Raw genomic sequence first — 21,806 nt, 5'->3', positions numbered from 1 at the left:
ACGAGCTGGGTCTTTTGCTTGCAGGGCAAATGTCACCGCTGCCCAGCATTAAGCTCCCTGCAAAAGCATTCACCATCCTGTATCAATTCGTTCTCGGCTCATAGCAGGCGGATGGCGATCTCCCCTTGGTCACCGTGAACGGTGAGGACCTGGAGGCGATGGTCGTACCTCAATGTGAGCCCCAAGTCCCGACACATCGCCACCTGGCCCGCCGCATCCCTGGGAATGTCAGCGTCTTCGCAAGAGCGACGTGACGCCGATTCAGTCTTGAAGCGAATCAGGAGTGCAGCCAGGTGCGGCACGATCTTGTCTTCGCGGACGAAGACGCTGCGCGGCACGCCCGTCCCGGTAGCGCGGAGGTGGTGGCAGCGGTAGTTGGCGCGCCCGTTGTTCCAAGCGCCCTCCATCCGCCGACCACACAGCGCACACCGCAACAGCCCACGGAGGAGGTACGTCCGGTGCGCTTGGCGCAGTGCGCGGGTGCGCTGGGCATGATCGAAGTCGTCCACGCTCACGATCGCCGGATGTGCCCGCCGCTGTGAGGACACCCACGCCTCGTGCGGGTTCCACCGCATCACCGTGCGGGTGCCCAACCCGACATTGTGGGGGTCGATGAGCACCTCGGCCTTGGATTGCTTGTTCCACACCTCGAACCCGGTGTAGCGCGGATTCCGCAGCAACGCCAGCACGGTCCCCACCGTCCAGCCCGCTCCGCCCCGATGCCGGTTACGAGCAGGATCATGCGCCGAGGGACACGGAACACCCTCAGCGTCCAACACCCGGGCGATACGCCGCGCGCCGTACCCCGCAAGACGCAGAGCGAAAATCTGCTCCACGATCGGCGCTGCCCGCGGGTCGAGCTCCAGCCGATGGCTCCGTGCCCCCAAGGCCGCCGTCGCCGGGTTGGGATGCGGGCCCGCATCAGCCAGCCGGTACCCATAAGGTGGCCGACCGCCCAGGAAACGTCCCTCGAACTCGGCCTGAGCCGACATCGCCGCCCGGACCCGGACCTGGATGCGCCGCCGCTCGGCCTTGGACATGCCCGCATACACCGACATGATCAAACAGTGCGCCTCGGAGTCTGGATCGATCGCGCCCCCGACCTCCGGAACCCACAGCCCCACTTGGAAGTGGACGAACAGCGGAAAGATCAACCCGAACTGATTGTCATAGAAGACCCGCTGCGGCTCCCCGACCACAACGGCATCAAAACCACGATCGGGATCCTCAAGCGCCTCCAGCAACCGCCCCGACTCCGGCCGCCGCTGCCACGCCACCGCCCGGGACTGCCCCACATCGAAGAACTCCGCCACGATCCGCCCACGGTCGGCAACCAGCCGCTCAGCACGCGACAACTGCCACCGCCGCGACTCCACCGGATCCTGAAGATCCTCCGTCGACACCCGCCCCAGAAACGCAAACCTGACCATCACTGCCTCCCAACCCCGCGCACCACCCCCCTCACCGCATACCTCCAGCATGCAACTCACCATCGCCCAGGCCACAACCGAGAGCGAGCGACGCCATCACCAGACAACATCCTGCTCAACACCATCCCCCACCGGCTGCGCGTCTCTGGTAGCTTGCGACCTCGACATGCGGCAAGTGGCGCGCTGCAGTACGCCGTACTCGGGGGTGTGGGACTGCAGCAGGCCAAGTCTTCGGGATGGCGTCGGGCAGCCAGCATTTTGTCGGCTCGGTCGAACTGGCGGTCGCGATAGTGCCGGTGGCCGCCTGGGCACGGGCCTGATAGAGGTGCGCCACGGCCTGCAGTGCCGGGAGCGCTGCCGGTCTGATCGGAACGGTATGTGTCTTGCACGAGCCGGGCGGCTGGTTATTCGTCGGTTGCGGCCTCGGGGTCATCCTCCGGCTCGTCGACGAGCGGCAGGATGTACTCCTCCGCCAGGCGAGCGAGGTGCAACGGGAGCGGATTGCGCAGGTCCTGGTCATATTCGGGTGGCTGACGCAGATGGTGCGCGACAAGGGCCAGCGTCTCGGGATCGTCGCCGTCGGCCTGATGACAGCCCAGCATGGCCAGTTCCACAAGATCTGGAATCCACGCCTGCATGTCCGCGTTCGGGCCGACCTTACGAATGCCCTTGGGTGTCTTGAAATTGCCCGGTTTCGCCGTAGTGCTCCAGAAGACTCTCCCGGTTCCGTCTTCGCTCGTCCATAGATGTACGGCCAGCCCGTTCGCCTGGTCGGGTTTGGCCACGGCCCACCACTGCGCGGTCTCACCGCGATTGTCATTTCCGGTGCGGACGCGCAGCAGTCGGACACCGGGGTGGAGCGGACGGGGCGGCGCGTGGCCCAGCCGGATCTTGTCGCGCTCGACGACGCCGTCCTGCATCCAGGGCCAGAACGTGCGGATGTTCTGCGCGTTGGCCATGAGCATTATCTGGTCATGCCGCAGCGACCGGTAAACGACCTGGAGCCATTCCTGGACGGCGCGCCGCTGCTCGTCCCGGCGGTTCCCACTGTCCGGTCCGACCTCGGCGGCCCGTTCCGCTAGGACGTCCGTCCGCTGCGTGAGGTTGAGCAGCGCGCTGGGATAAGGAATCCAGCCGCCGGCGCCACCGTCGGCGTCCGGGCACCAACCCTCGATGTGCGCCAGTCCAGGGTCGGCCGGGTCGGGCGTCACGCGGACGGCCAGGGGCGCGATCCCCTCCCAGCCGGTACGGCTGCGGCGGGTGCGACGGACCACCCAGACCGCCCCGTACGACAGTCCGGCGGGGAGAGCACCATGACGCACGTCCGGAATGGGCAGGAGCCGGGCGCCGAGCTGGCGGAGGCCGTCGTTCCACGCGTGCTTCGCGCGGTGCTCGATGTTCTTCACCGAGTCGTGGTACCGCTCCTTGATCGGGGCCTCGACGAACTGGCTGAGCACGCCCGCGTGCGCAAAGCCGAGCCGCAACGCGAACTTGGGGTCATGATGAGCGCTGCTGAAGGTCTTGCGGCGGTCGAGTTCCACCAAGGCAAGGGAGGGGTCCGGGCCGGGCTCGTCCGCACGCAGGAACGCGGCGGCCTCGTCACGGCGGGCGGCGTTCGCGGTGCGCTGAGCCTCGGCGCTGCGCTCTTCGCCTTCGGGAATCGGCAGGTCACCGGCCAGGCCGTCGGTCAACTTCAGGCAGCGGAGCCGGACGGTCAGTTCGGGCGTCGCCCATTCGACGACCGCGGCCGAGCCAGGGCGCGCCTCCTCGAATTCCTCGGCGGTGGGACGCCTCTCCGGTTCGCCCAGGCCCAGCTGCTCGGCGAGCGCGCGCACGGCGGTGTCCCGCATGTGCTCGCTCTGCCACAGCAGCCGTGCTTCCAGAAGCTGCAGGCCGGGCTCGGGACGGCTGTTGCGCAGGCAGGACATCGCGTAGGCGGCTACGACACGGGAACGCGTCGCATCCAGTTTCGGTTTGCGGGTGCGGCCGTTGCGGGGGGTCGGCGCGCCAAGCGTGGTCGCCCTCCGGGCCGGCATGACGCGTAGTTCAGGCGGGAGGGCCTTCTCGGCCCACGACATGAGCTCCGAACGCTCGTCCGGCATCAGGCCGGGCCGGACGGGGTGCCGGCCCATGGCCGTCCGGTGGACGACCGCGGCGCGCATCCCGTCGGTCAGCCACAGTTCCGGGTCGGTGAGGATGGCGTCGGGGTCCGGGAACGGCTCGCTGAGCGAGATGCCGCGCAGCAGCCCCGCCGGACCGCCCGCCACCCAGCCGTCCGTCCACTCCCCGGTTTCGTGGTCCCTGTGGCGGTGCAGCTTGGCGATCGCGAACCGCTCGGCCAGCGGCGCGCCCGCCAGCCAGGGCACCTTCGGGCGGAGCAGGACGGTCGTCTTTGTGCCGTAGGGGACGCGGAGGCGCCCGGTCTTCGTGGACGTAAAGGTCGCCCAGCGCCGGACGCCCGTGTGCAGATGGAATCGGGGCAGCGGGTCGAACGGTTCGGTCTGCATGGTGATGCGCAGATAGATCGAGTACCAGGAGGCAGGGTCTCTCTTCTCGAACGGGAGCGGCTGGGACACCAGGAGCGCTCCGCGCTCGGCCCCGCCGGGGATCGGCCTGAGCTCCAACCGGCCGGTCTCGGATTCGAACGGCTCGAGCGCCGTGATCCGCCGGGCGATCCAATCGGCGGCGAGGGTGGGCTGATGGTGCAGGAGGGCGGCGGTTCCGCCGCCTGTCTCCGGGCAGCGGAGCAGCTCCAGTTCCACTGCCTCCCATGGCGGCGGGTCTGCGTCCAGGGCACCGCGCACCTCGCGCAGCAGCGCCCGGTGCTCGGGGTCGGTGGCCGCGCTGGGGCACAGGTCGGCCAGCCATGCGTTCTGGAGCGTCTTGAACGCAGTGTCTGACAATTCCTCGCCGTCCTCCGGGACGAGCAACCAGTACGGGGCGGCGTCCGGGTCGCGGTAGTCCCTGGGCAGGACGATCAGTCCGGGTGCGAGGGCCTGCAATGCCTGGTCCATGCGCCGGGTGGGGACGCGCTGGGCGGAATCACCGCGCGCGGCCTGGAACATCGGCAGGGGTGAGACCGGCCAATGCTCCGGAAAGCGCAGCGCCCGGTACCGAACCGGGACGGACGCGTCCCGGCCGATGGGCAGCCACGCGGCGGGTCGAATGGTGTTGGACATCGAACTCCTTCGGGATCAGGTGCGGTGGGTGAGGGTGCTGAGCGCTTCGTAGAGCGGCCGGTAGAGCAGTTCGACCAACGCCGGGTCGGCCGGGTCGTCGAAAAGCGCGGGATCGGTATCTGCGCTGAAGTAGGGGGCGAGCACCTCGTGGAGACCCGCCAGGAGCCCGTCTGGTGCGGTCACCTCGGGCACGCGGGTCGTCTCTTCGCCGGGGGTGAGCGCGCGGGCGGCGCCCATCGCGAAGCGCGCGTCCACGAAGACCACTCGGGCCGGGACCCCGCCCCGCACGAGCCGCCCGATCACCTGCCAGATGGTGACGAGCTGGTCCCAGGCGAAGGACCGTTTCTCCCACGGCGACAGGCGGGAGTAGACATAACGGCGGGACAGCAGGCGCCGCCATTCACGACGCGCCTCGTTCCGGAAATCCTGGAAAGCCGCGTCCAGATCGGCCGCCTTGGTTACGAGCTCGGTGAAGGTGGCGGGCCCGTCCCGGTCGTCGTCGCGCGGCAGGTCACGGGTGAACCGGACCACCCAGTCGTTGATGGCGTGCACGGCCAGGGTCAGATCGTCCGGACGCGGGTGCGGGCGGGCCAGGAACATCGCGACGCCGAAAGCCGCGTTCCGCTCGGCGTTCAGGATGTTGTGGCCGCGTTCCACCGCCATCAGCGGGGCGACGAGGACCTCCGCGTACGGATCTTCGGCGAAGGTCGCCAGGTCGCCCCGGCGCAGCGCGGTGAGCGGAGTGCCGTCCCCCGCGACCCGGCGGACGAGCCCAAGATCGGCGTCGTCGGCGGCCAGCACGCGGACACGGTCGTACCAGCGCTCCGACTCGCGTAGCGTCTCCGCGACGCTCACCGCCTCCCGGTAGCTGCCGACCAGCAGGATCGCGCGGCGCCGCATCGGATCCTCGACCATGCGCAGTTCCTGTTCGAGCGGGCTTTCCGAGCCGTCCCGGCCACGCCGTCCGAGGCGTCTGGCCATGGCCCTGGCCGCTGCCGGACGGTCATTGGGGGCGATCCCGGACAGGGTCATCGGGCGGCGCCGCTCTCCGTCGTCGTGGTAGAAGAACCTGGTCGCGAACCTCGTGCGGCGCACCGCTTCCATGGCCTCGTCAGGTGGCATCAGCACTGCCTGTACCGGGGCGGTCACATGAGCCCGGGTCGATTTGCCCGCCCAGCTCGTACCGGACATGAGCACCACATGCGGGCCTTTCCGGCCACCGGCGACGGCGGCTCCGAGCCGATCCAGCGTCAGTAGCAGCTCGCGGCCCACACCCGCGTGGCGGAAGAAGCGCAGGGTGCCGCTCTGCCGTCCGTCGGCGTCCCGTTCCCGGTCGTCGGGCAGGTACTGGTAGCCGAGGACGTTCCCCATGGGCGCTTCGGGGACGATCGGCGCGTAGTCCTGGGGCGGGCGGCGCGCCAGGTCGTTGCCCGTGGCGTCCAAGTTGAGCGCGGCCTCCACCTGCGGCCACAGAAACGTCAGCCGGTTCAGCCGCTGGCTCAGCACCGACAGCAACGCCATGAACTCCAGGCGGCGGCAGTTGGACTCCATCCAGCGCTCGTCGCCGACGGGGGCCGGAGTGCCGTCCAGCAGGTCCGCCAAGAGGGCCCTCGTGCGGGCGCGGGTCCGGCCCGCCGACAGAGTGTGCAGCAGGTCGGCGGTAAGATCCACCAGGGCGACGACGCGGGGGTCGCGGGGCTCCTCGCCGCCGCCCAGCGGGTCGTCCCGGAAGGTCTCGAAGATGGCGGTGAGCGCGCGGCGGAGAGTGTCCAGGAGAGCGAGCCCGTCTTGGCCGGCCTCGTCGTCCTCGTCTTCTTCGTCCTCGTAGGCCGCGAACAGGTCGCGCTCGTCGGGCGGGCCCTCGTCGTCGGGCTCGGCGCGGTCGCGCAACCAGTCGTTGAGCAGCTTGTCCTGGAGGGTCCACGGGCTGAAGTAGTCGATGTCGACCCACCCGCGAAGTTCCTCGTCCGAGATGAGGATCTTGTAGAGCCGGTCGGTGGCGCCGCCGACCACCGAGAGCGCGGCGTTCCACTGCTCGACCTCGCGGTCGGCCAGCGGCAGCCGGCCCTGCCGCGACAGCTCCTCGATCTTGTGCGCCTGCAGCTGGTCGAGCCACGAGTCGGGGCCGGGCAGGACGAGCGTGGCCGACGGCGCGAACACCTGGTCGAGGTTCATCTGGACGGCGTCCGCCTCGTCGACGAACACCAGGTCGCTCATGGAACAGGCGAGCTCGGCGTGACGCAGCCGTTCCTCGTTGAGGTGCCGCGGAACCTCGCTCAGAACGAGGCTCGCGGGGTTGGCGATCCAAACCAGCGCATCCACCAGGTCGCGGGCCGCGCCGTGCCGGGGACACGCGCTCCACAGCGGGCATCCGCGCCGTTGGCCCAGCGCATCGCCGTCCCGGCTCTGGTAGAGGGACGTGCACGGAGCATCGGCGTACCGCAGTGGCTGGAACGCCTCGGTGCCGCGCAATGCGTCGATCACGCAGACGGTGCTGAGCAGGTCGAACCCGGGCTCGTCGTGGTGGTCGAGCAGCGTTCTCCCGCCCTGGGCGGCGAGCCTGCGGTGCAGCCGCTGGGCGTGGTTCTCCCTGGTACTCGATCCGAAGATCGGTGCCGCCGGAATTCCCAGAATCCGGAAGAGCTCCGCCAGCCGGAGCTGCTCGGCGACGTCGCCCACGACCAGCGTGGTACGGAGCGGTTCGGGGAGCCGCGCCGCCCAGACGGCCGTGACCTTCATGAACGTGCTTTTGCCCGCCCCGACCATTCCCGCCAGGTGGGTCAGGCCGTCGAAAACGAAGGCGCCGGTCTCGACGAAGCGGCGACCGTCGGCATCCCGCACGGCGAAGCGCACGGAATCCATGCGGGCCTCCCAGCCACCGGGGCGTTCGGCCTCTTCCTCCTGTTCCCTCTGGTCCATCCATCGGGCGGTCGCGAGCAATTCGCCGCGGGTCACCGTTCGCGGCGAACCGTCGCCTCTCCGTCCGGCCGCGAGGTCATGCCCGGCGGCGGGGTCGGGACGCGGATACTCGGGCAGCAATACCCCCGTCCGGCGCCGCCGCTCGAAGAACGAAGCCGCGCCGGGCTCTGCGAGCGGGAGCCGTTTCCGCTGGTAGGACGGCTCCGCGGAGAGCGTGGCCGCGTACACTGTGAACCGGTCGACGGCGACCGTGGGACGCAGCCTTTTGGCCGGGCCCTCCAGTGGGACGTCATAGGCGCGGAGCCGATCCGGAAGCCGCCGGTAGACATCGAGCTGTTCCAGCCAGGTACGGCGTTGCCGCGTCGTCCACAGAAGGTGACGGGCACAGCGGATCGCGATCTCCTGGCGTTCTGTCAACGGCTCCCTGGTGTGGACCAGCCGGTAGCCGCTCCACAACGCGTAGGCGCTCTTGGCGGGCTCCTCCGGGGCGACAATCTCCATCAGGTAGAGCGCCAGTTCGACGCGGCAGAGGAGCGGGGGACGCGCATCGTCCGATGCCCAGACCCGGTTCAGCTCTCGGCTCACCGGGTGGTGCCAGCCGTCCCGATCACGCATCGGTCCTCTTCCTCTCGCGTAGTATCTTCCGGGCCCGGCGGACGAGCGCGTCGTCCACCATGAGGGGAAGGTCGGACGCCGTGTCCGGCCTGTTCCGCTCGAAGGTCGCGACATAGCCGGGCCGGGCTTTGACGCGGGGGGCGGGGACAACCCAGAACGCCTCGTCGTAAGGCGGTTCCGGCTGGATCGGCCGGGCCGCGCGGCCGAGCAGGCCGGGGTGCGCCCAGTCCTTGACGTCGATCGCCCACACGCGCCCATCGGGGAAGGTGACGCGCAGGTCGTAATTGTCGAAGCCGGGCCACAACTCGACGGACAGCCCGAGCTTGGTGAGCCGGTGGGTCAGTCCCATTTCGGCGCGTCCCGGTCCGGTGACGAACTGGCGCAGCGGCCGTTCGAGCTGAAGCAGCTCGCCGGTGTCCTCCGGTCGCAGCCGGCGACCGATCGGCGGTGGGCCGATCCGGCGACACTGATCACGCTCGCACCACCATCCACCGTCGTCCAACGGGGTCAGTAGGGTCAGGCAGCGTTCGCAGGTGGCGTACGCGCCATCGTTGAGGTAGGCGGGCGGGACCTCGCGGTAGATCTCCTGGATCAGTTCCCGGGCGGGAGCGAGCACCAGGTCGTTCACCACCTGAAGACCCGCCTGCTCGGTCAGGACGGGCTGCTCGACGAGAAGCCGACGGAATCCGGAATAACCGTCCGGCTCGCCCAGCCCGCGGAACATGTCCATCGCCCTCCGGATGACCTGGCGGTCACGGTGCTCGACGGCCACGTCGCGGGCGCGGTCGGCCCATTCGTGGCACAGCTCGGTGGGACGGGCGGACCGGGCGTCGAGCAGCCGGTCGTCCGGCTCCACCACGCCCGGCGGCAGGCGCAGCGGCCAGTCGACCACAGGCGCCATGGCCCAGTCGATCAGCTCGGGGAGGCTGCAGGGCGGGCGAGCTTGGCGGCGCAGGCAGAGCAGGACCGTCCGGTTCAGCACGCGCTGTGCCTCGTCCGGATAGGGCATGGTGAAGGTGTCCAGGTCGCCGATCTTCTCCAGCTCGACCAGGGCGGTGGCCAGGCTCCTGAGCAGGACCGCGTCCTCGGTGTCCCAGTCCTTGATGGGGATCATCAGGTCTCACCCTTCTCGGGCCCCTCGGGGCACCAGCGGGCGACCTCGCAATCCACGCAGACCCGGCCGGGGGCGGGAACGTAGGTTTCGTCCACCGCCCATTCCTTGGCGAGGGACGACACCACCTCGCGGGCCTGGTCGATCGTGGGCGGGTCGAACGGGTCGATTTCCTCGATGCTCACGCCGTCCCCGCGCAGCACCTCCAACTCGACACGGGAACGGGCGCGGCCACCGCCACCCGGCAGGCCCGCCGCCATCAACAGCACCGCCAGAGCCAGTTGCGGATACGTCTCCAGGAGAGGCCGTCCCTCCCAGACCCCGCGGGACAGGGCCTTGGTCTCGCGCCAGATCCAGCCGCCGTGTTCGGTGTGCAGGAGATCGGGGTCGGCGATCACGACGACGTCCAAGGCGGCGTCATAGGCCGTGATCCTGGGCTGCACCAGGACACGCTCGCCCGGAGGCAGTCCGGCGAGCGGGCACACGGCACGGTGCCGGTCGAGCATCCGGCGGGCATTGGCCGCCTCCTCCGGCTCCAAGTCCGGGAAATCGACGTCCACGGGCAGGTCACGGCATCCGCGCGGGCCCGCCGCGCGATGCCGTTCGTTCAGCAGGTCGTCGACGGCCCGCCCACGCCTGATCGCCGGGCTCTCGGGGCGGGCCTCCCTGGTGTACAGCACCCTCGTCATGTGGAAGCGCGCTGGGCACGCGCCGTAGACGCGCAGGTCGGTGGCCGAGACGCTGCGGCGCTTGCGGGGTCTGGCCGGACCGGGCACGCCGAGCAGGTCCGGTACGCGCGGCGGCTGTTCACAGCCGAGCAGGGCGGCGCAGCCCTTGCAGTCCGACCCCGGCGTCAGATCGGTGGCCGCCAGAAGCCGTCCGACCGCGGGGACGACAAGAGCGCGGTGGCGGCGTTCGATCTCTTCGGCATTCCAATCGGCGAGGACGCGGAACTCGCCGTCGCCACAGCCGACGCCGATGATTCGGACGCGTTCGGGGCACTGCCTCGGCCGCGCCGTCCGCACGGGTTCGTAGGGGCTTGCGAACGCGCTGACCGCCGGCACTCCCCAGTGGACCGCTCCGGCGATGGCTGCGATCTCCTCGGTGGAGCGATCCTCCTTGACTGAGTTCACACTCGGAAGCCAGATCTCCCTGACACTGCCATCGGCGGTGGCGTACCGTCGGCCCCAGGCGGTGCGCTCGTAACGGTCGGCGCCTCGTCGGTCCGGTCCGGGAAGTTCGTTGACCACCACCCACTCATGCGCGACGGGCAGGGTCGGTGGGTCCCCGGCTTCCGCCCGTTCCCGGGCCCACCGGGAGCGGGCGTCCAGGTAGGCGCGGACAGCGTCCCTCGTCCAGGCGACGTGGAGCGGATGACACCTCCGGAAGGGGTGCGTCGAACGCAAAGCCCGTTGAAGCTCAGTGTTCCGGTGTTCGACCAAGTCGAGAACGTCCATCACCGGGCCGAGGGCGAAGTCCTTGAACGGGCGCCCGGTCGACGGCGGAGGATCCTGGGACAACAGGGGCCTGGCCGCGATCGCGGAGCCCCGCGGGCAGGACCGTGGATCGCCGCGCAGCAGACGTGGGCCGATACGGACGACCCGGATGTCGCCGCTCGTGCGCGGCGGATGCGGAACGCTCACTGCCCCTCCTCGAGTGTTGCTGTGAACTAAGTTTATGCACAAATTCAGGTCGAGCTGTGCGCTTGTCGATAATGTGGGACCGCAGGCGTACACGAGGAGGTTGCGCATGGAGACGGGGGAGGTCCTCGAGGGCGGCTATCGCGTGCTCGAGGCGCTCCGCAAGGCCGGGATGGGGGAACTGTGGCTCGCGGAGGACGCCACCGGAACCCGGGTCGCGGTCAAGACGATGCGAGCCTCGGACTGGGTGCACCGCACCTCGTCGTCGGTGGAGGCACGGGAAGCCTTGCACCGGCTGAGGGGGCGATTCGCCCGGGAGCGCCGGCTACTGGAAGAACTCCACTGGCCCGCGATCCCGCGGCTGCTCCATCACGGCGTGGGCCGCGACGGCATCCCGTACATGGTCATGGAGTACATCGCGGGAATCCCGCTGGACACCTGGCTGGAGAAGCACACCGTCACCGACGCCGCCGCGGCGTCGATCCTCGTCCCGCTAATGGAAGCGCTGGCCTACGCCCACGGCCACCGCGTCGTGCATCGCGACGTCAAACCGGCCAACATGATCATCGACGAGGGCGGGCAAGTGCATCTCATCGACTTCGGCATCGCCTTCGTGACCGACCCGGAGGCCACTCGGTACACCTACCCGGGCCTCACTCCCGGCAGCGCCGGATACAAGGCACCCGAACTCATCCATGGAGAAGAGACACCCGTCCCGGCAGCGGACGTCTATAGCGCCGGATGCGTGGCTTACCTGTTGTTCGCCGGGGAGCTTCCATACAGCGGTCCGAGCAATGGCGCACAGGACAGTCAACACCTGCACGCCCCTGTCCCGCGGCTCCGGTCCCATGTTCCACACGTCCCGGAAGACGTTGACGAGACCGTGTTCCGGATGATGCAGAAGAAGCCCTCCGACCGCCCGCCGATTCCGGAGATCGTCGAGGTATTCCGCCGCCACCTGCCCGGTCCCGACAGCCCGGTGCCGGACCCCGCCTTCACTCCGGACCCGACCGCCCCTCACCGGAACCCGGCCAGGCGGCTCCCTGCCGCGCCCACCCCGCCGCGTCGTTCCCGCCGGGGTGGGCGGCCGGGCGAGGACCGGCCGAACCGGGCCGAGTTCGCCCGCCTCCTCACCGCAGCCGGTGAGGAAATAGCGAACGGCGAGGCGGGACCGGGCATCGCCGGGCTGACCGCATCCCTGGCACGGGCGTCCGATGCCTGGGGCCGCATTGATGAGGGCGTCGCCCTGGCCAGGCTGCGGCTGGCCGACATGGACGTGCTCCGAGGGGACTGCTCCCTGGCGGCCACCCGATATCGGGAGGTGGAACGCGACCTTCGCAGGGAGACCTCAGCCGATGCGCGCGGACTCGTCGTCGAGGCTCAGGCAGGCATCGCCGAATGCCACCTCGGAGAGGACGAACCAGAGAAGGCTCTCGCCATGTGGAAGACGGCGGCTTGTGCGGCGCGCGCGGACCCCGCCATCTGGCGGCGCGTCCGCGAACGTCTGGGAAGGGTCGCGGACGAGCTCGAGGAGAGGAAGGCGCTCCCCGACGACTCGAAATTGGATGTGTAAGCTCTGTCAACGCACTAATTCACAGAGCGGCGGAGGAAAAATGGCAGGAACCGGCGATACGGAGGTCTCGGTGAACCTCGCCGAGATCGCACGGATCGCGGGCGTCGGCCGCGCCGCCGTAAGCAACTGGCGGCGCCGCCACGCCAGCTTCCCCTCCCCCGTCGGCGGCAACGACCGGAGCCCTCAATTCTCGCTGCCCGACGTCGAGAGCTGGCTTCTGGAGAACGGCAAGATCAGTGCAGGTGCCGGGGCCAAGCAAGGGCTGTGGCCTCGCTTCGAGCTGCTCGGCGACCGGGATGCCATGGGCCGGGTGATCGCCGCGCTGGGATACCGGCTGGCCATGGAGCTCCCAGGCAGGTTCCCGGAAGTCGATCTGAACCCCCCGGAGCGCGAGCTGCTCGACGCCTCCGTGGTGCTGGCCCGTCGCGGCGGCGAGCGGGAAGTCTTCGACTTCCTTGTGGAACGCTGGCTCGGAGCGCACATCCGACAACTCTCCGCCACCCCGGAGAAACTCAGCGAACTGTTCATCGAAATCGCCGACCTGTACGTGGACGTCCCGGTCCGCACCGTCCTCGATCCGGCCTGCGGAACCGGAGCACTGCTCTTGGCGGCGGCCCGCCGGTGGGCCCCGGCATTGATGATCGGTCAGGACGTCGACGCCGTAGCGGCGGCCGTCACGGCCGCCCGGCTCCGGTTCTCCGACAGCGACCAGCCCTCCTCCGTGGAGGTCACCGTCGGCGACTCGATCCGCGACGGCGTTCCCGGAGGCGCGGACGTCATCGTGTGCAGCCCCCCCACGAACGAACGCGACTGGGCACGGGCAGAGCCGGCCACCGATCCGCGCTGGATCTATGGGCTACCGCCCCGATCCGAGTCGGAACTCGCGTGGATCCAAGTCATCCTCGGGGCGCTACGGCCTGGAGGGACGGGCGTAGTGCTGCTGCCGCCGGCGGTCGGAATGCGCAGGGCGGGACGACGCATCCGTAGGGAAATGGTGCGCAGCGGAGCGATCCGATCGATCATCGCGCTACCGGTCGGCGCCGCCCCTCCGCACGGCGTGGGACTCCACGTCTGGCTTGTCCGACGTCCGGGCGATGAACTGCCACCCGCCGATGACGTACTCATGATTGACACCGCCGATTGCCGCCTACCGCTGTCGAACGGACGATATGAGGTCGACTGGAACGCCGTCTGCGAGCGCGTCACCTCAGGTGTGCGCGACGGCAAAGGCCCCGGAGTGCGGGCAGTGCCGGTCATGGATCTGCTCGACGAACAAGTCGACCTCTCCCCCGCGCGGTATGTGCCGCCGACCGACATCGCCGTCGACAGCGACCTCCGAAGAGAGTGGATCGCGTTCAACTCTAGCCTGGACCGGATCGTGGAACTGAGCCGGACGCTCTCGACTATATCTGTCGTCGCCAACGGTGCACCGGCCAATGTCACGGTCGCCGAACTCCACCGCGCGGGTGCCGTCTCCATGCTGCATGGCCGCGCGGTTTCTGAAGATTTGCTGCACCGTGGAGAGCGTCCACCATCCGGTGTTCGTGTTCTCATGCTTGCGGACCTGCTGCCCGGAAGTGGCCCCGGACAGTGGATTGAACACGCCGACTTGGAAGGGCTGAAGAATACGGGCGATATCACGGTCACAGAACCACAGGACGTCGTGGTCGTGGGCGCCACTCGGGCCTTTGACGCGTGGGTCGAGATGTCCGCTCCGGTGGTGCTCGGACCGCAACTGACAGCCCTACGCCCGACGGTCGGACAGCTCGACCCCTGGTATCTGGCCGGGAGCCTGCGTACGTCCGCCAACCTACGCCGCGCCGGAGGCCACGCCTCCACGACATCACGCGTCGACCTCGGCCGGTTGGAGATACGCCGCCTGCCACCGCAGGAGCAGCAGGAACTGGGGGATGTCTTCCGTCGGCTCATGACGTTTGAGATCTCCCTCGCGGAGTTCTCAACCGTCGGCAGCAACCTGGGCCGTACGCTCAGCGACTTGCTCGCCGCTGGGCGGCTCACTCCTCACTGACACTCGTCACCACACTGGCATCCATGAAACAGACATCGGGGCAGCCACCGCGGTGGCACCAGCACTCACCCGGGCACGACAGCTCCACGCGGTGAACTGCACCATCGGCTTACCGGTCACGCGCAGCAGGCACCTGTGCAGCGGGCTGGAGACACCGACCAAACCCTCAACCGCATGAAGAGCCCCGCCATAGACATAAACGATCAACCCGCTGCGACCGCCTTCCGCCCGTCACGCCAAGATGTCTTCACCAACCCGCGATTCTGCAGCGCATAGACGGTTTATCGTCAGAACAACTAACCGACATTCAGCTGACGCGACCCCATGCGTAAGCTGGTCGACCATGATGGACATGCGAAGCAAGATTCTCTTCTGCAGTAGTGTCGAACTTCTCATCATACTGCCCGCACTTACAGGCTATGTGATGTGGCTGATTCAGCGATGGATTTCAAAGTCACTTCGCGCCCTCACTCTCAACGATTGGCTCAACGCGGTACTATATCCCAGCGTCGGAACGATCGCTGGCGCCGTGGCCGGAGCAGGATTTTCTGAAGGAATCGACAGCCATGGTCGAGCAGGACTCGGATTGGTCGTCGGCGCGCTTGTCGGAACAGTGCTCATCGCCAGCGCAGGTACAGCGATCATCCGCACATTGGCAATCCGAACCGCGGTCGAGCCGTTCAGTCGAATCGCATGGGAACGAGATCTATCTGAGCTCGACCAAAAGCGCCAGCTTTCACTAGAGGATCGAAAATGGTTCGTGGAACGCTCGGCACTACTCCATCAAGAAGGGGCCAAACAGAGCGAGCGAGCCGACGGGATGAACTTCGGCACTTACTGGAGGGCTCGTCCCCGGAAAGCACGCCTTGCAGCCCTAGGCATGCCTCTGGTTGGGATAGCGGCATCTATTGCTGGCACGACCTGGATTAAGCCCTCACTGGTTTGGGGTGTTGTTTGGCTAGTGATAACTCTCCCACTCGGAGGATCAATGCTCACCGCTCTTCGATTCGACTATGCAATACGTCGCAACTCGCTCGAGTTGAGCGGGCGAGAGCTTCAAGATGCGGCCCGCTTGATCGATAAGCGACTTGAACTCATCCCAGTGGAGCATCGCCCCTCGTTCGGAAGGCGTCTCCGTCAGCTACTCATGTAACAGAGTAGCCAAGAGAATCAGCAGCTCAAGGTCCGGATCCGGGAGTTGGAGACCGAGCGCGACATTCTGCGGAAAGGCCGCGAAGTTTTTCGCGGGCGAGACGAACTGGTGAACCGCTTCCAGTTTCGTTGAAGAGCACCACCACACCTTCGGGGTGAAGCGGTTGTGCCGGGTACTGCAGATCGCCCGCTCCAGCTTCTACCGGTGGTGCAACGCCGCCGCCACACCGCCGGCCGGCCAGCGGGCCGACGCGGACCTGGCCGCCCGGATCCGGCGCATCCACGCCGACCACGACAGGACCTATGGGTCGCCGCGGATCACCGCCGAGCTGCGCCAGGAGGGCATCCAGGTCAATCACAAGCAGGTCGAGCGGGTGATGCGCGCGTTCGGAATCGGCGGGCTGCGGCTGCGCCGCGAGGTCCGCGCCACGGTGCCTGACCCGGACGCCACGGCGGTGCCGACCATCTCAAATGGGACTTCACCGCCCCAGCCCTCGGCCGGCGCCACGTCGGGAACATCACCTACATGCCGACCGCCGACGGGTCGTTCCTTTACCTGCCCACCGTGCTGGATCTGGGATCACGTCGGCTGGCGGGCTGGTCGATCGCCGACCACATGCGCACCGACCGGTGGTCGACGCGCTGGACGCGGCGGCCCGCACCCCGGGCGGGCGCCTGGATGGCGTGGTCTTCCACAGCGACAACGGCGCCCAGTACTGCAGCAAGGACTTCGAGCGGGCCTGCCACCGGCTCGGGGTCACCCGGCCCCGCGGCACGGTCGGGGACAAGTGCCGACAACGCCGCCGCCGGGCCCTTCAACGCCACCCTCAAACACGAAACCCTGCGAGGAGCCCACCACTGGCCCGACACCCGCACCGCCCGCCAGGCCGTGTTCCGATGGATCACGCGCTACAACACCCGCCGCCGGCACTCGGCCCTCGGCCACCTCTCACCGATCAACTACGAGGAACCCACAGGTAGCCTGACCGCTGCCGCCTGAAACCGGTGTCCACAGTTCGGGGGAAGTCCCCAGGTCGCAGGAGCGGCCGCCGCTCACGCCAGCCTCTCGATCCAGTTACTCAGATCACGTGGCCGTGGAACACAGGCCCCGCCATCCTGAGATGGCCAGATGCAAACCCCCAGCGTGTGCGGCGAAGCGCCTACGCGGTCAGACCTGGCCGATACAGGCGACCCACGCCCGTTGTCTGATCACAAGATGTGTTACCCAGCCCGGCGTCAAACGGCAGGTAAGTGCCCACGTCAACGGTATCGCGAGGGTGCGCGACTCAAGATCAGTACGAAGCTGAGACGAAACCCCACTGTTCGCGCGGCCGACGCAACGGGACTAGATGAGATACAGCCTCGGGGCCATATACGGTCACTGCTGGCAACTAGTACAAAACTCCTGGAGGCATCTTCTAAACTCGCACCATCGATGGGGAGGGACGGGCGTTGGCGCTGACGGATCTGAGCTTGCAGCGCAGCTACCGGTCAGGGCGGGATACCTTGCTCGACGACTTCTACGTGCCATGCCTACAGGAGTCGGTCAAGTACGATCGTGCGGTCGGCTACTTTTCCAGCACCCTCTATCAGGTGGTTGGCCTAGCCTTCTCGGACTTCGTCCGACGCGGCGGACACATGCGCTTGATCTGTTCTCCAGCACTGTCACCTGAGGACTTCGCGGCCATGAAGGAAGCCGACGAAGCTGGGCGCCGCGCCCAGGAAACAGTGCGCGAAGATCTTGAGCGGCTGTTGAATCACCCGGAGGCGGTGCCCGCGACCAAGCTGCTCGCCACACTGATCGTCAGCGACATCATAGAAGTACGAATCGCGTTCGCTGATCAACCAGATGGCTTGTTCCACGACAAGCTGGGCATCTTCGAAGACCCCAAGGGTAGACGTGTCACGTTCACCGGCAGCGCCAACGAGACCTGGCGCGCCTGGGGCTACAACCACGAGTCCTTCGACGCATTCTGCAGCTGGAAGAACGAGCCCGATCTGCTGCGGACCCGCGACCACGCCGACTCCTTCCGCGAGATCTGGCGCGGGCATGAACCGGGTATCCGCGTCGCCCACCTCGAAGAGGTGACGCTCGCCCAGCTAGTCACGGTGGCCGATGAGGACCTCGAACATGCAATCGAAGCCGTCCGCTCGTACCAGGGAACAAGGCTGAGGCAAGGGCAGCAGCGCGCCCTGATGGAACACCAGCAGCTCGTGCTTGACGATTGGGAAGGACACAACCACCGCGGCGTCGTCAACTTCGCGACGGGTGCCGGAAAGACACTCACGGCAATCGAGGGAGTGAAGCGTTGGACGGATGCCGGCGGTGCAGCGGTCGTACTTGTCCCTGGCAGAGACCTGCACACACAGTGGATCCGTGAGGTCGAGAACGAGCTGAACGGTGTTCAAATCCTACCCGCTGGCGCAGGCGCACCCAAATCTGACTGGGTTCAGTTACTCCCGCTCTTCACCGCCCCGGGCAACTCGCCGCACTCACGACGCATTGTGATCACCACCAATCACACCTTCGCGAGCGACGATTTCCAGCGCCGTCTCAAGGCGGGTGACCACCTTCTCATCGTGGCCGATGAAATGCATCGTGCCGGTAGCAAGAAGGTGCTGCCCGCCTTGGAGCAGACGAGATGCGGTGCAACCCTGGGGCTGAGCGCCACTTTCCGCCGCCAGTTCGATGAAGAGGGCACCAACCGGCTACTCGAATTCTTCGGTCCTGTTTTATCGCCTGTGATAGGCCTAGCTGAGGCACTCATGCTCGGCCTGCTCGTGCCATACGACTATCGCCTGCATGAGGTGACGCTCGACGACGACGAGATGAAGGAGTACGAGCAGCTCACGAAACGCATCGGCCAGCTCGCCAGCCGAGGCCAGTCGGTCAATGACGTCGACTCGCCACTCCAGATGCTGCTTATCCGAAGGGCACGTGTGCTTAAACAGGCTCGTCGGAAGATTCCCGTGGCGGCCGAAATACTTCGGAATGAGTACAGGCTGGGTGACCGATGGCTCGTTTACTGCGACGATCTCCCTCAGCTAAAGACACTGACCCAAGAGTGCCTCGCGGCCGATCTGCCTGCATTGGAGTTCTATGCAGACATGCCGAGCAATCGCGATGCGGTCATTCGGAGCCTCGCAGAGTATGGGGGAATTGTGATTGCAATCCGCTGCCTCGACGAGGGCATCGACATCCCGGTGACCGATCACGCCTTGATTCTGGCTAGCTCGACCGTTGAACGCGAATATATTCAACGCCGCGGCCGTGTACTCCGCCGAGCGCACACCACGGGCAAGGTCAGCGCTGAGGTGCATGATCTCATGTTGGTCGATCCTCTTGGTGGTGCTCTCACCAAGAGTGAGGCCCTCCGGGCCCTTGAGTTTGTTCGTCTCGCCCGTAACCCCGCGGCCCGGGAACGACTTAAGGCGATTGTGTCTCTGAGTAAGGATCCAATCGAGCTCCCCGATCTCATTGAGGACGATGAAAGCGACTGAAGATGGTTGATGTGACAAACGATCCGGAGCGGCATGGTCGAGAAGGAGCCCTGGCTGCATTGAAAGAAGCCGCGCAAGATCCCGCCATGCAGAAGCAGCATGGTCCTGCCGCCGAGTCGTTTGAGCCTGAAGACTACGAGCATCTCATCGCGCTCGCATGGCGGTACCAGTTCGATGATGACCGCTCGAAATTTAAGCGCGAGCTACGCGAGCTTCAGGAGCATGTCAGTAATCGGATCCTAGCCCGACTGGAGTTGAATGGATGAGCCTGCAATTCGAAAGCCTCAGTCTAAAGAACTTCGGGCCCTATCGCGAGATCGACTCTCTGCAGCTTCAGACTAACCCAGAGTCGCCAATCGTCCTCATCCACGGCGAAAATACTCTCGGGAAGACCAGTCTGTTCCGCGCTCTACGGTGGTGCCTCTATGGAGCGCCCCAGGCAGGCAAGAAAGCCTCAGAGTCTGTGCGTGAGCTCAACGAATACATGAACAGACCTGCGCTGGCAGACGGCGAGACCGACATGCAGGTGGCCATCAAGTTCACTGCGAACGGACAGCAGTTCAACCTGACACGGACCGCCAGGTTTGCAGGCGGTGCTGGTCCCAGCGTGTCGGCAGATTTGCGCATTGACTCGCAGGTGGTTCAGAATGCCTCCATAGATGTAGAAATCGGCCGCCAGTTGCACCCTCAGATCTCTGAGTTCTTCTTGTTCGATGGCGAGCTGCTACGCGACTTCTATGATCGCCTAAACTCCGACCGCGAGCGCGATCTCCTGAAGCAGAGCATTGAGAGCGTACTCGGCATCCCGGCACTTCAGCGCGCAGCGATCGACATCGGGGTGATGACTTCCGACGTTTTGCAGCGGCAAGCTAAGGCGATGAAGAACAAGAAAGAAGCCGAATCCACCCAGCAGCGACTCCTCAAGCTGATGTCCCGACAGGAGAGCCTTGACAAGGACCGTGCAGAAATAGAAAAGGCACGACGCAAGGCACGGTCCGATCTCGAAAACGTCAACGAGCGGATCGCTTCGGTCGAGGAATTGAAGGCAGACGCTCGTGAGATGGAGATGCTAGAAACCCTAATTAAGGATAGCGAAGCCGAGCGTCAGCGACTAAGCGAAGAGATGCGTACGCTGCTCGCAAGAGGCTGGCTAGCTCCAGCTAGCGCTAAACTATCGGCGGCATTGACGCGCGTCAAAGCACAGAATGATGCAGCACAGCAGACGCAGGGTGAGATTGGGACTGCACGCGATCGAGTGGACTTTCTCGAAAAGCAAATCCAGGGTGGTACTTGTCCCACGTGCCACCAGGAATTGCCGCGTCCTGATGCAGCAACGCAACAGGAACTGACCAATGTGAAAGCTGAACTTCAGCGACTGGTTGATGAGGCCAGCACTGGTCCCGACTTGCAGCGCGAGCGCCGACTCGGTGCTCTCATCGATACTGTCACGATCACTACCTATCAAGACAAGCAGGACCAGTTGAACAAGGTGCTAACGGCACTGTATGACCGTAACCGACGCCTTAGTACCGTCAAAGATCGCCTAAAGGACAACGACGCTGCAAGAATCCGTCAGCTGGGCAACGAACAGGAGCGTCTGGAACAAGCAATCGCACGCTACTCGGACCAGCTGCGAAAATTCGATGTGGATCAGGAAAAGATCAACTCCGACCAGAAACGTCTCGCTGGCGTTCTACGTAGGCTGAGCGGGGCGCAGCCCACACTGGCAGCCGAGGCATTCTTCTTCGAGTACATTCAGGATTTGATCGACCGTACCATCGGTCGATACAGGGAACGAACGAGAGCTGAGGTCGAGCAGGCTGCAACTGCTATGTTTATGAAGCTCATCCGCGATCCTGAGGGCTATGACGGGATTCAGATTGGGCACGATTACCGAGTGGACCTTGTGGGCAAGCACGGGCCAGCCATGAAGACAAGCGAGGGCGGTCGCCAGCTCATCGCACTGTCGCTTATAGGCGCGCTCAAGCAGGCGGCGGTGCGCGGAGGGCCGGTCGTGCTGGACAGCCCGTTGGCCCGGCTCGATTTGGAACACCGCGAAAACGTCCTCTTGCGTTGGGTACCGGAGCTCGGCACTCAAGCGATTCTGCTGGTGCAGTCTGGCGAACTCACGGAGCAACAGGCCCAGAACATCATGGGCAGCCGTGTTGGTCAGGCATATCGCATTCTTCGGCCCAACAACGATCCCGAAGAGGCCACCATCGAGAGGACGCGATAGGCGATGGCCCAGGAAGACAAGCAGCAGATCGGGCTTACACCCGAGGCTAACGAGGCGATCACGAAGATAGCAGCAGAATACTTTGGCGGCAGCCAGCAAGATGCCTATCGATTCGCCATCTCATATGCCATCGGGGCCAACCTTGACATCGCCGACGCGCCCCAGAGCGGCTACGTTACAAAGTACAGCGCCCTCGGTACTCTGGAAAGCGGTAGCAGCCTACGCGACTTGCTCGAACTGCTAAAGGTCGGCGATCCAGCACGTCCCTTTGCTACCGCAGAGAAACTGGCGGAACTGGGCGTGCGTGATATCACCCGCCGACTGGATGGCAACGAGACAATGGCAGACATCCTGAGCAGCACTACTCAAGTTTAATCGTCGAGCAGATTACTGTCCACGAACTGCCTTGCTACGTCGCAAG

Annotated in this window: 12 protein-coding genes and 1 pseudogene; 8 read left to right on the top strand and 5 right to left on the bottom strand. The window is 66.1% G+C overall.

Features of this window, described 5'->3' with window-relative positions:
- Nucleotides 1-98: 98 nt before the first annotated feature.
- The 5 genes from FXF68_RS11610 to FXF68_RS42270 all read right to left on the bottom strand — a co-directional run bounded on the left by FXF68_RS11610 (nt 99) and on the right by FXF68_RS42270 (nt 10,387).
- Nucleotides 99-1,430 carry a recombinase family protein gene (locus FXF68_RS11610; RefSeq protein WP_222869894.1) on the bottom strand — a complete coding sequence of 444 codons (1,332 nt, stop codon included), beginning with the start codon at nt 1,428-1,430 and terminating at the stop codon, nt 99-101.
- Between the two features lie 404 nt (nt 1,431-1,834).
- Nucleotides 1,835-4,609 (bottom strand): pPIWI_RE module domain-containing protein, encoded by a 2,775-nt coding sequence (locus FXF68_RS11605; RefSeq protein ID WP_148758922.1) that lies wholly within the window; start codon nt 4,607-4,609, stop codon nt 1,835-1,837.
- 15 nt (nt 4,610-4,624) lie between these two features.
- Complete coding sequence (locus FXF68_RS11600; RefSeq protein WP_148758921.1) at nt 4,625-8,143, bottom strand: pPIWI_RE_Z domain-containing protein; 3,519 nt, start codon at nt 8,141-8,143, stop codon at nt 4,625-4,627.
- Complete coding sequence (locus tag FXF68_RS11595) at nt 8,136-9,257, bottom strand: pPIWI_RE_Y domain-containing protein (protein WP_148758920.1); 1,122 nt, start codon at nt 9,255-9,257, stop codon at nt 8,136-8,138. The genes FXF68_RS11600 and FXF68_RS11595 overlap by 8 nt, the downstream gene beginning before the upstream one ends.
- A complete protein-coding gene (locus tag FXF68_RS42270; RefSeq protein ID WP_187437862.1) occupies nt 9,257-10,387 on the bottom strand; it encodes a PD-(D/E)XK nuclease family protein in 1,131 nt (376 codons plus the stop codon). The genes FXF68_RS11595 and FXF68_RS42270 overlap by 1 nt, the downstream gene beginning before the upstream one ends.
- Before the next feature lie 616 nt (nt 10,388-11,003).
- On the opposite strand from FXF68_RS42270, the gene FXF68_RS11585 reads away from it, so the two are divergent.
- The 8 genes and pseudogenes from FXF68_RS11585 (at nt 11,004) to FXF68_RS11545 (ending at nt 21,760) form a co-directional block, all read left to right on the top strand.
- Entirely contained in the window at nt 11,004-12,467 is a 1,464-nt protein-coding gene (locus FXF68_RS11585; RefSeq protein WP_187437861.1) for a serine/threonine-protein kinase, read from the top strand.
- A 40-nt stretch (nt 12,468-12,507) separates the two neighbouring features.
- Nucleotides 12,508-14,496, top strand: coding sequence for an HsdM family class I SAM-dependent methyltransferase (locus FXF68_RS11580; RefSeq protein WP_187437860.1), 1,989 nt, complete (start codon nt 12,508-12,510; stop codon nt 14,494-14,496).
- Between the two features lie 352 nt (nt 14,497-14,848).
- On the top strand, nt 14,849-15,649 hold the full coding sequence (locus FXF68_RS11575) for a hypothetical protein (RefSeq protein ID WP_148758916.1): 801 nt from the start codon (nt 14,849-14,851) through the stop codon (nt 15,647-15,649).
- A gap of 9 nt (nt 15,650-15,658) precedes the next feature.
- A pseudogene (locus tag FXF68_RS43790) lies at nt 15,659-16,648 on the top strand (IS3 family transposase); the annotation flags it as partial.
- Nucleotides 16,649-17,100: 452 nt separating this feature from the next.
- Nucleotides 17,101-19,149, top strand: a complete 2,049-nt coding sequence (locus FXF68_RS11560) for a DEAD/DEAH box helicase family protein (RefSeq protein ID WP_148758914.1) — start codon at nt 17,101-17,103, stop codon at nt 19,147-19,149.
- A gap of 2 nt (nt 19,150-19,151) precedes the next feature.
- Nucleotides 19,152-19,415, top strand: a complete 264-nt coding sequence (locus FXF68_RS11555; RefSeq protein ID WP_148758913.1) for a hypothetical protein — start codon at nt 19,152-19,154, stop codon at nt 19,413-19,415.
- Entirely contained in the window at nt 19,412-21,385 is a 1,974-nt protein-coding gene (locus tag FXF68_RS11550) for an AAA family ATPase (RefSeq protein WP_148758912.1), read from the top strand. Before FXF68_RS11555 ends, FXF68_RS11550 begins: the two co-directional genes overlap by 4 nt.
- Before the next feature lie 3 nt (nt 21,386-21,388).
- Complete coding sequence (locus tag FXF68_RS11545) at nt 21,389-21,760, top strand: hypothetical protein (RefSeq protein ID WP_148758911.1); 372 nt, start codon at nt 21,389-21,391, stop codon at nt 21,758-21,760.
- The last annotated feature ends 46 nt before the right edge of the window (nt 21,761-21,806 follow it).

This window comes from Actinomadura decatromicini (assembly GCF_008121305.1).
Taxonomy (GTDB): Bacteria; Actinomycetota; Actinomycetes; order Streptosporangiales; family Streptosporangiaceae; genus Spirillospora; species Spirillospora syzygii.
This window is presented reverse-complemented; position numbering and strand designations above follow the sequence as displayed.

Coding starts and splice junctions, on each gene's coding strand:
- FXF68_RS11600 (WP_148758921.1), bottom strand. CDS start 8,143: ATGCGTGATCGGGACGGCTGGCACCACCCGGTGAGCCGAGAGCTGAAC.
- FXF68_RS11585 (WP_187437861.1), top strand. CDS start 11,004: ATGGAGACGGGGGAGGTCCTCGAGGGCGGCTATCGCGTGCTCGAGGCG.
- FXF68_RS11610 (WP_222869894.1), bottom strand. CDS start 1,430: ATGGTCAGGTTTGCGTTTCTGGGGCGGGTGTCGACGGAGGATCTTCAG.
- FXF68_RS11550 (WP_148758912.1), top strand. CDS start 19,412: ATGAGCCTGCAATTCGAAAGCCTCAGTCTAAAGAACTTCGGGCCCTAT.
- FXF68_RS11545 (WP_148758911.1), top strand. CDS start 21,389: ATGGCCCAGGAAGACAAGCAGCAGATCGGGCTTACACCCGAGGCTAAC.
- FXF68_RS11605 (WP_148758922.1), bottom strand. CDS start 4,609: ATGTCCAACACCATTCGACCCGCCGCGTGGCTGCCCATCGGCCGGGAC.
- FXF68_RS11555 (WP_148758913.1), top strand. CDS start 19,152: ATGGTTGATGTGACAAACGATCCGGAGCGGCATGGTCGAGAAGGAGCC.
- FXF68_RS11575 (WP_148758916.1), top strand. CDS start 14,849: ATGCGAAGCAAGATTCTCTTCTGCAGTAGTGTCGAACTTCTCATCATA.
- FXF68_RS11580 (WP_187437860.1), top strand. CDS start 12,508: ATGGCAGGAACCGGCGATACGGAGGTCTCGGTGAACCTCGCCGAGATC.
- FXF68_RS11595 (WP_148758920.1), bottom strand. CDS start 9,257: ATGATCCCCATCAAGGACTGGGACACCGAGGACGCGGTCCTGCTCAGG.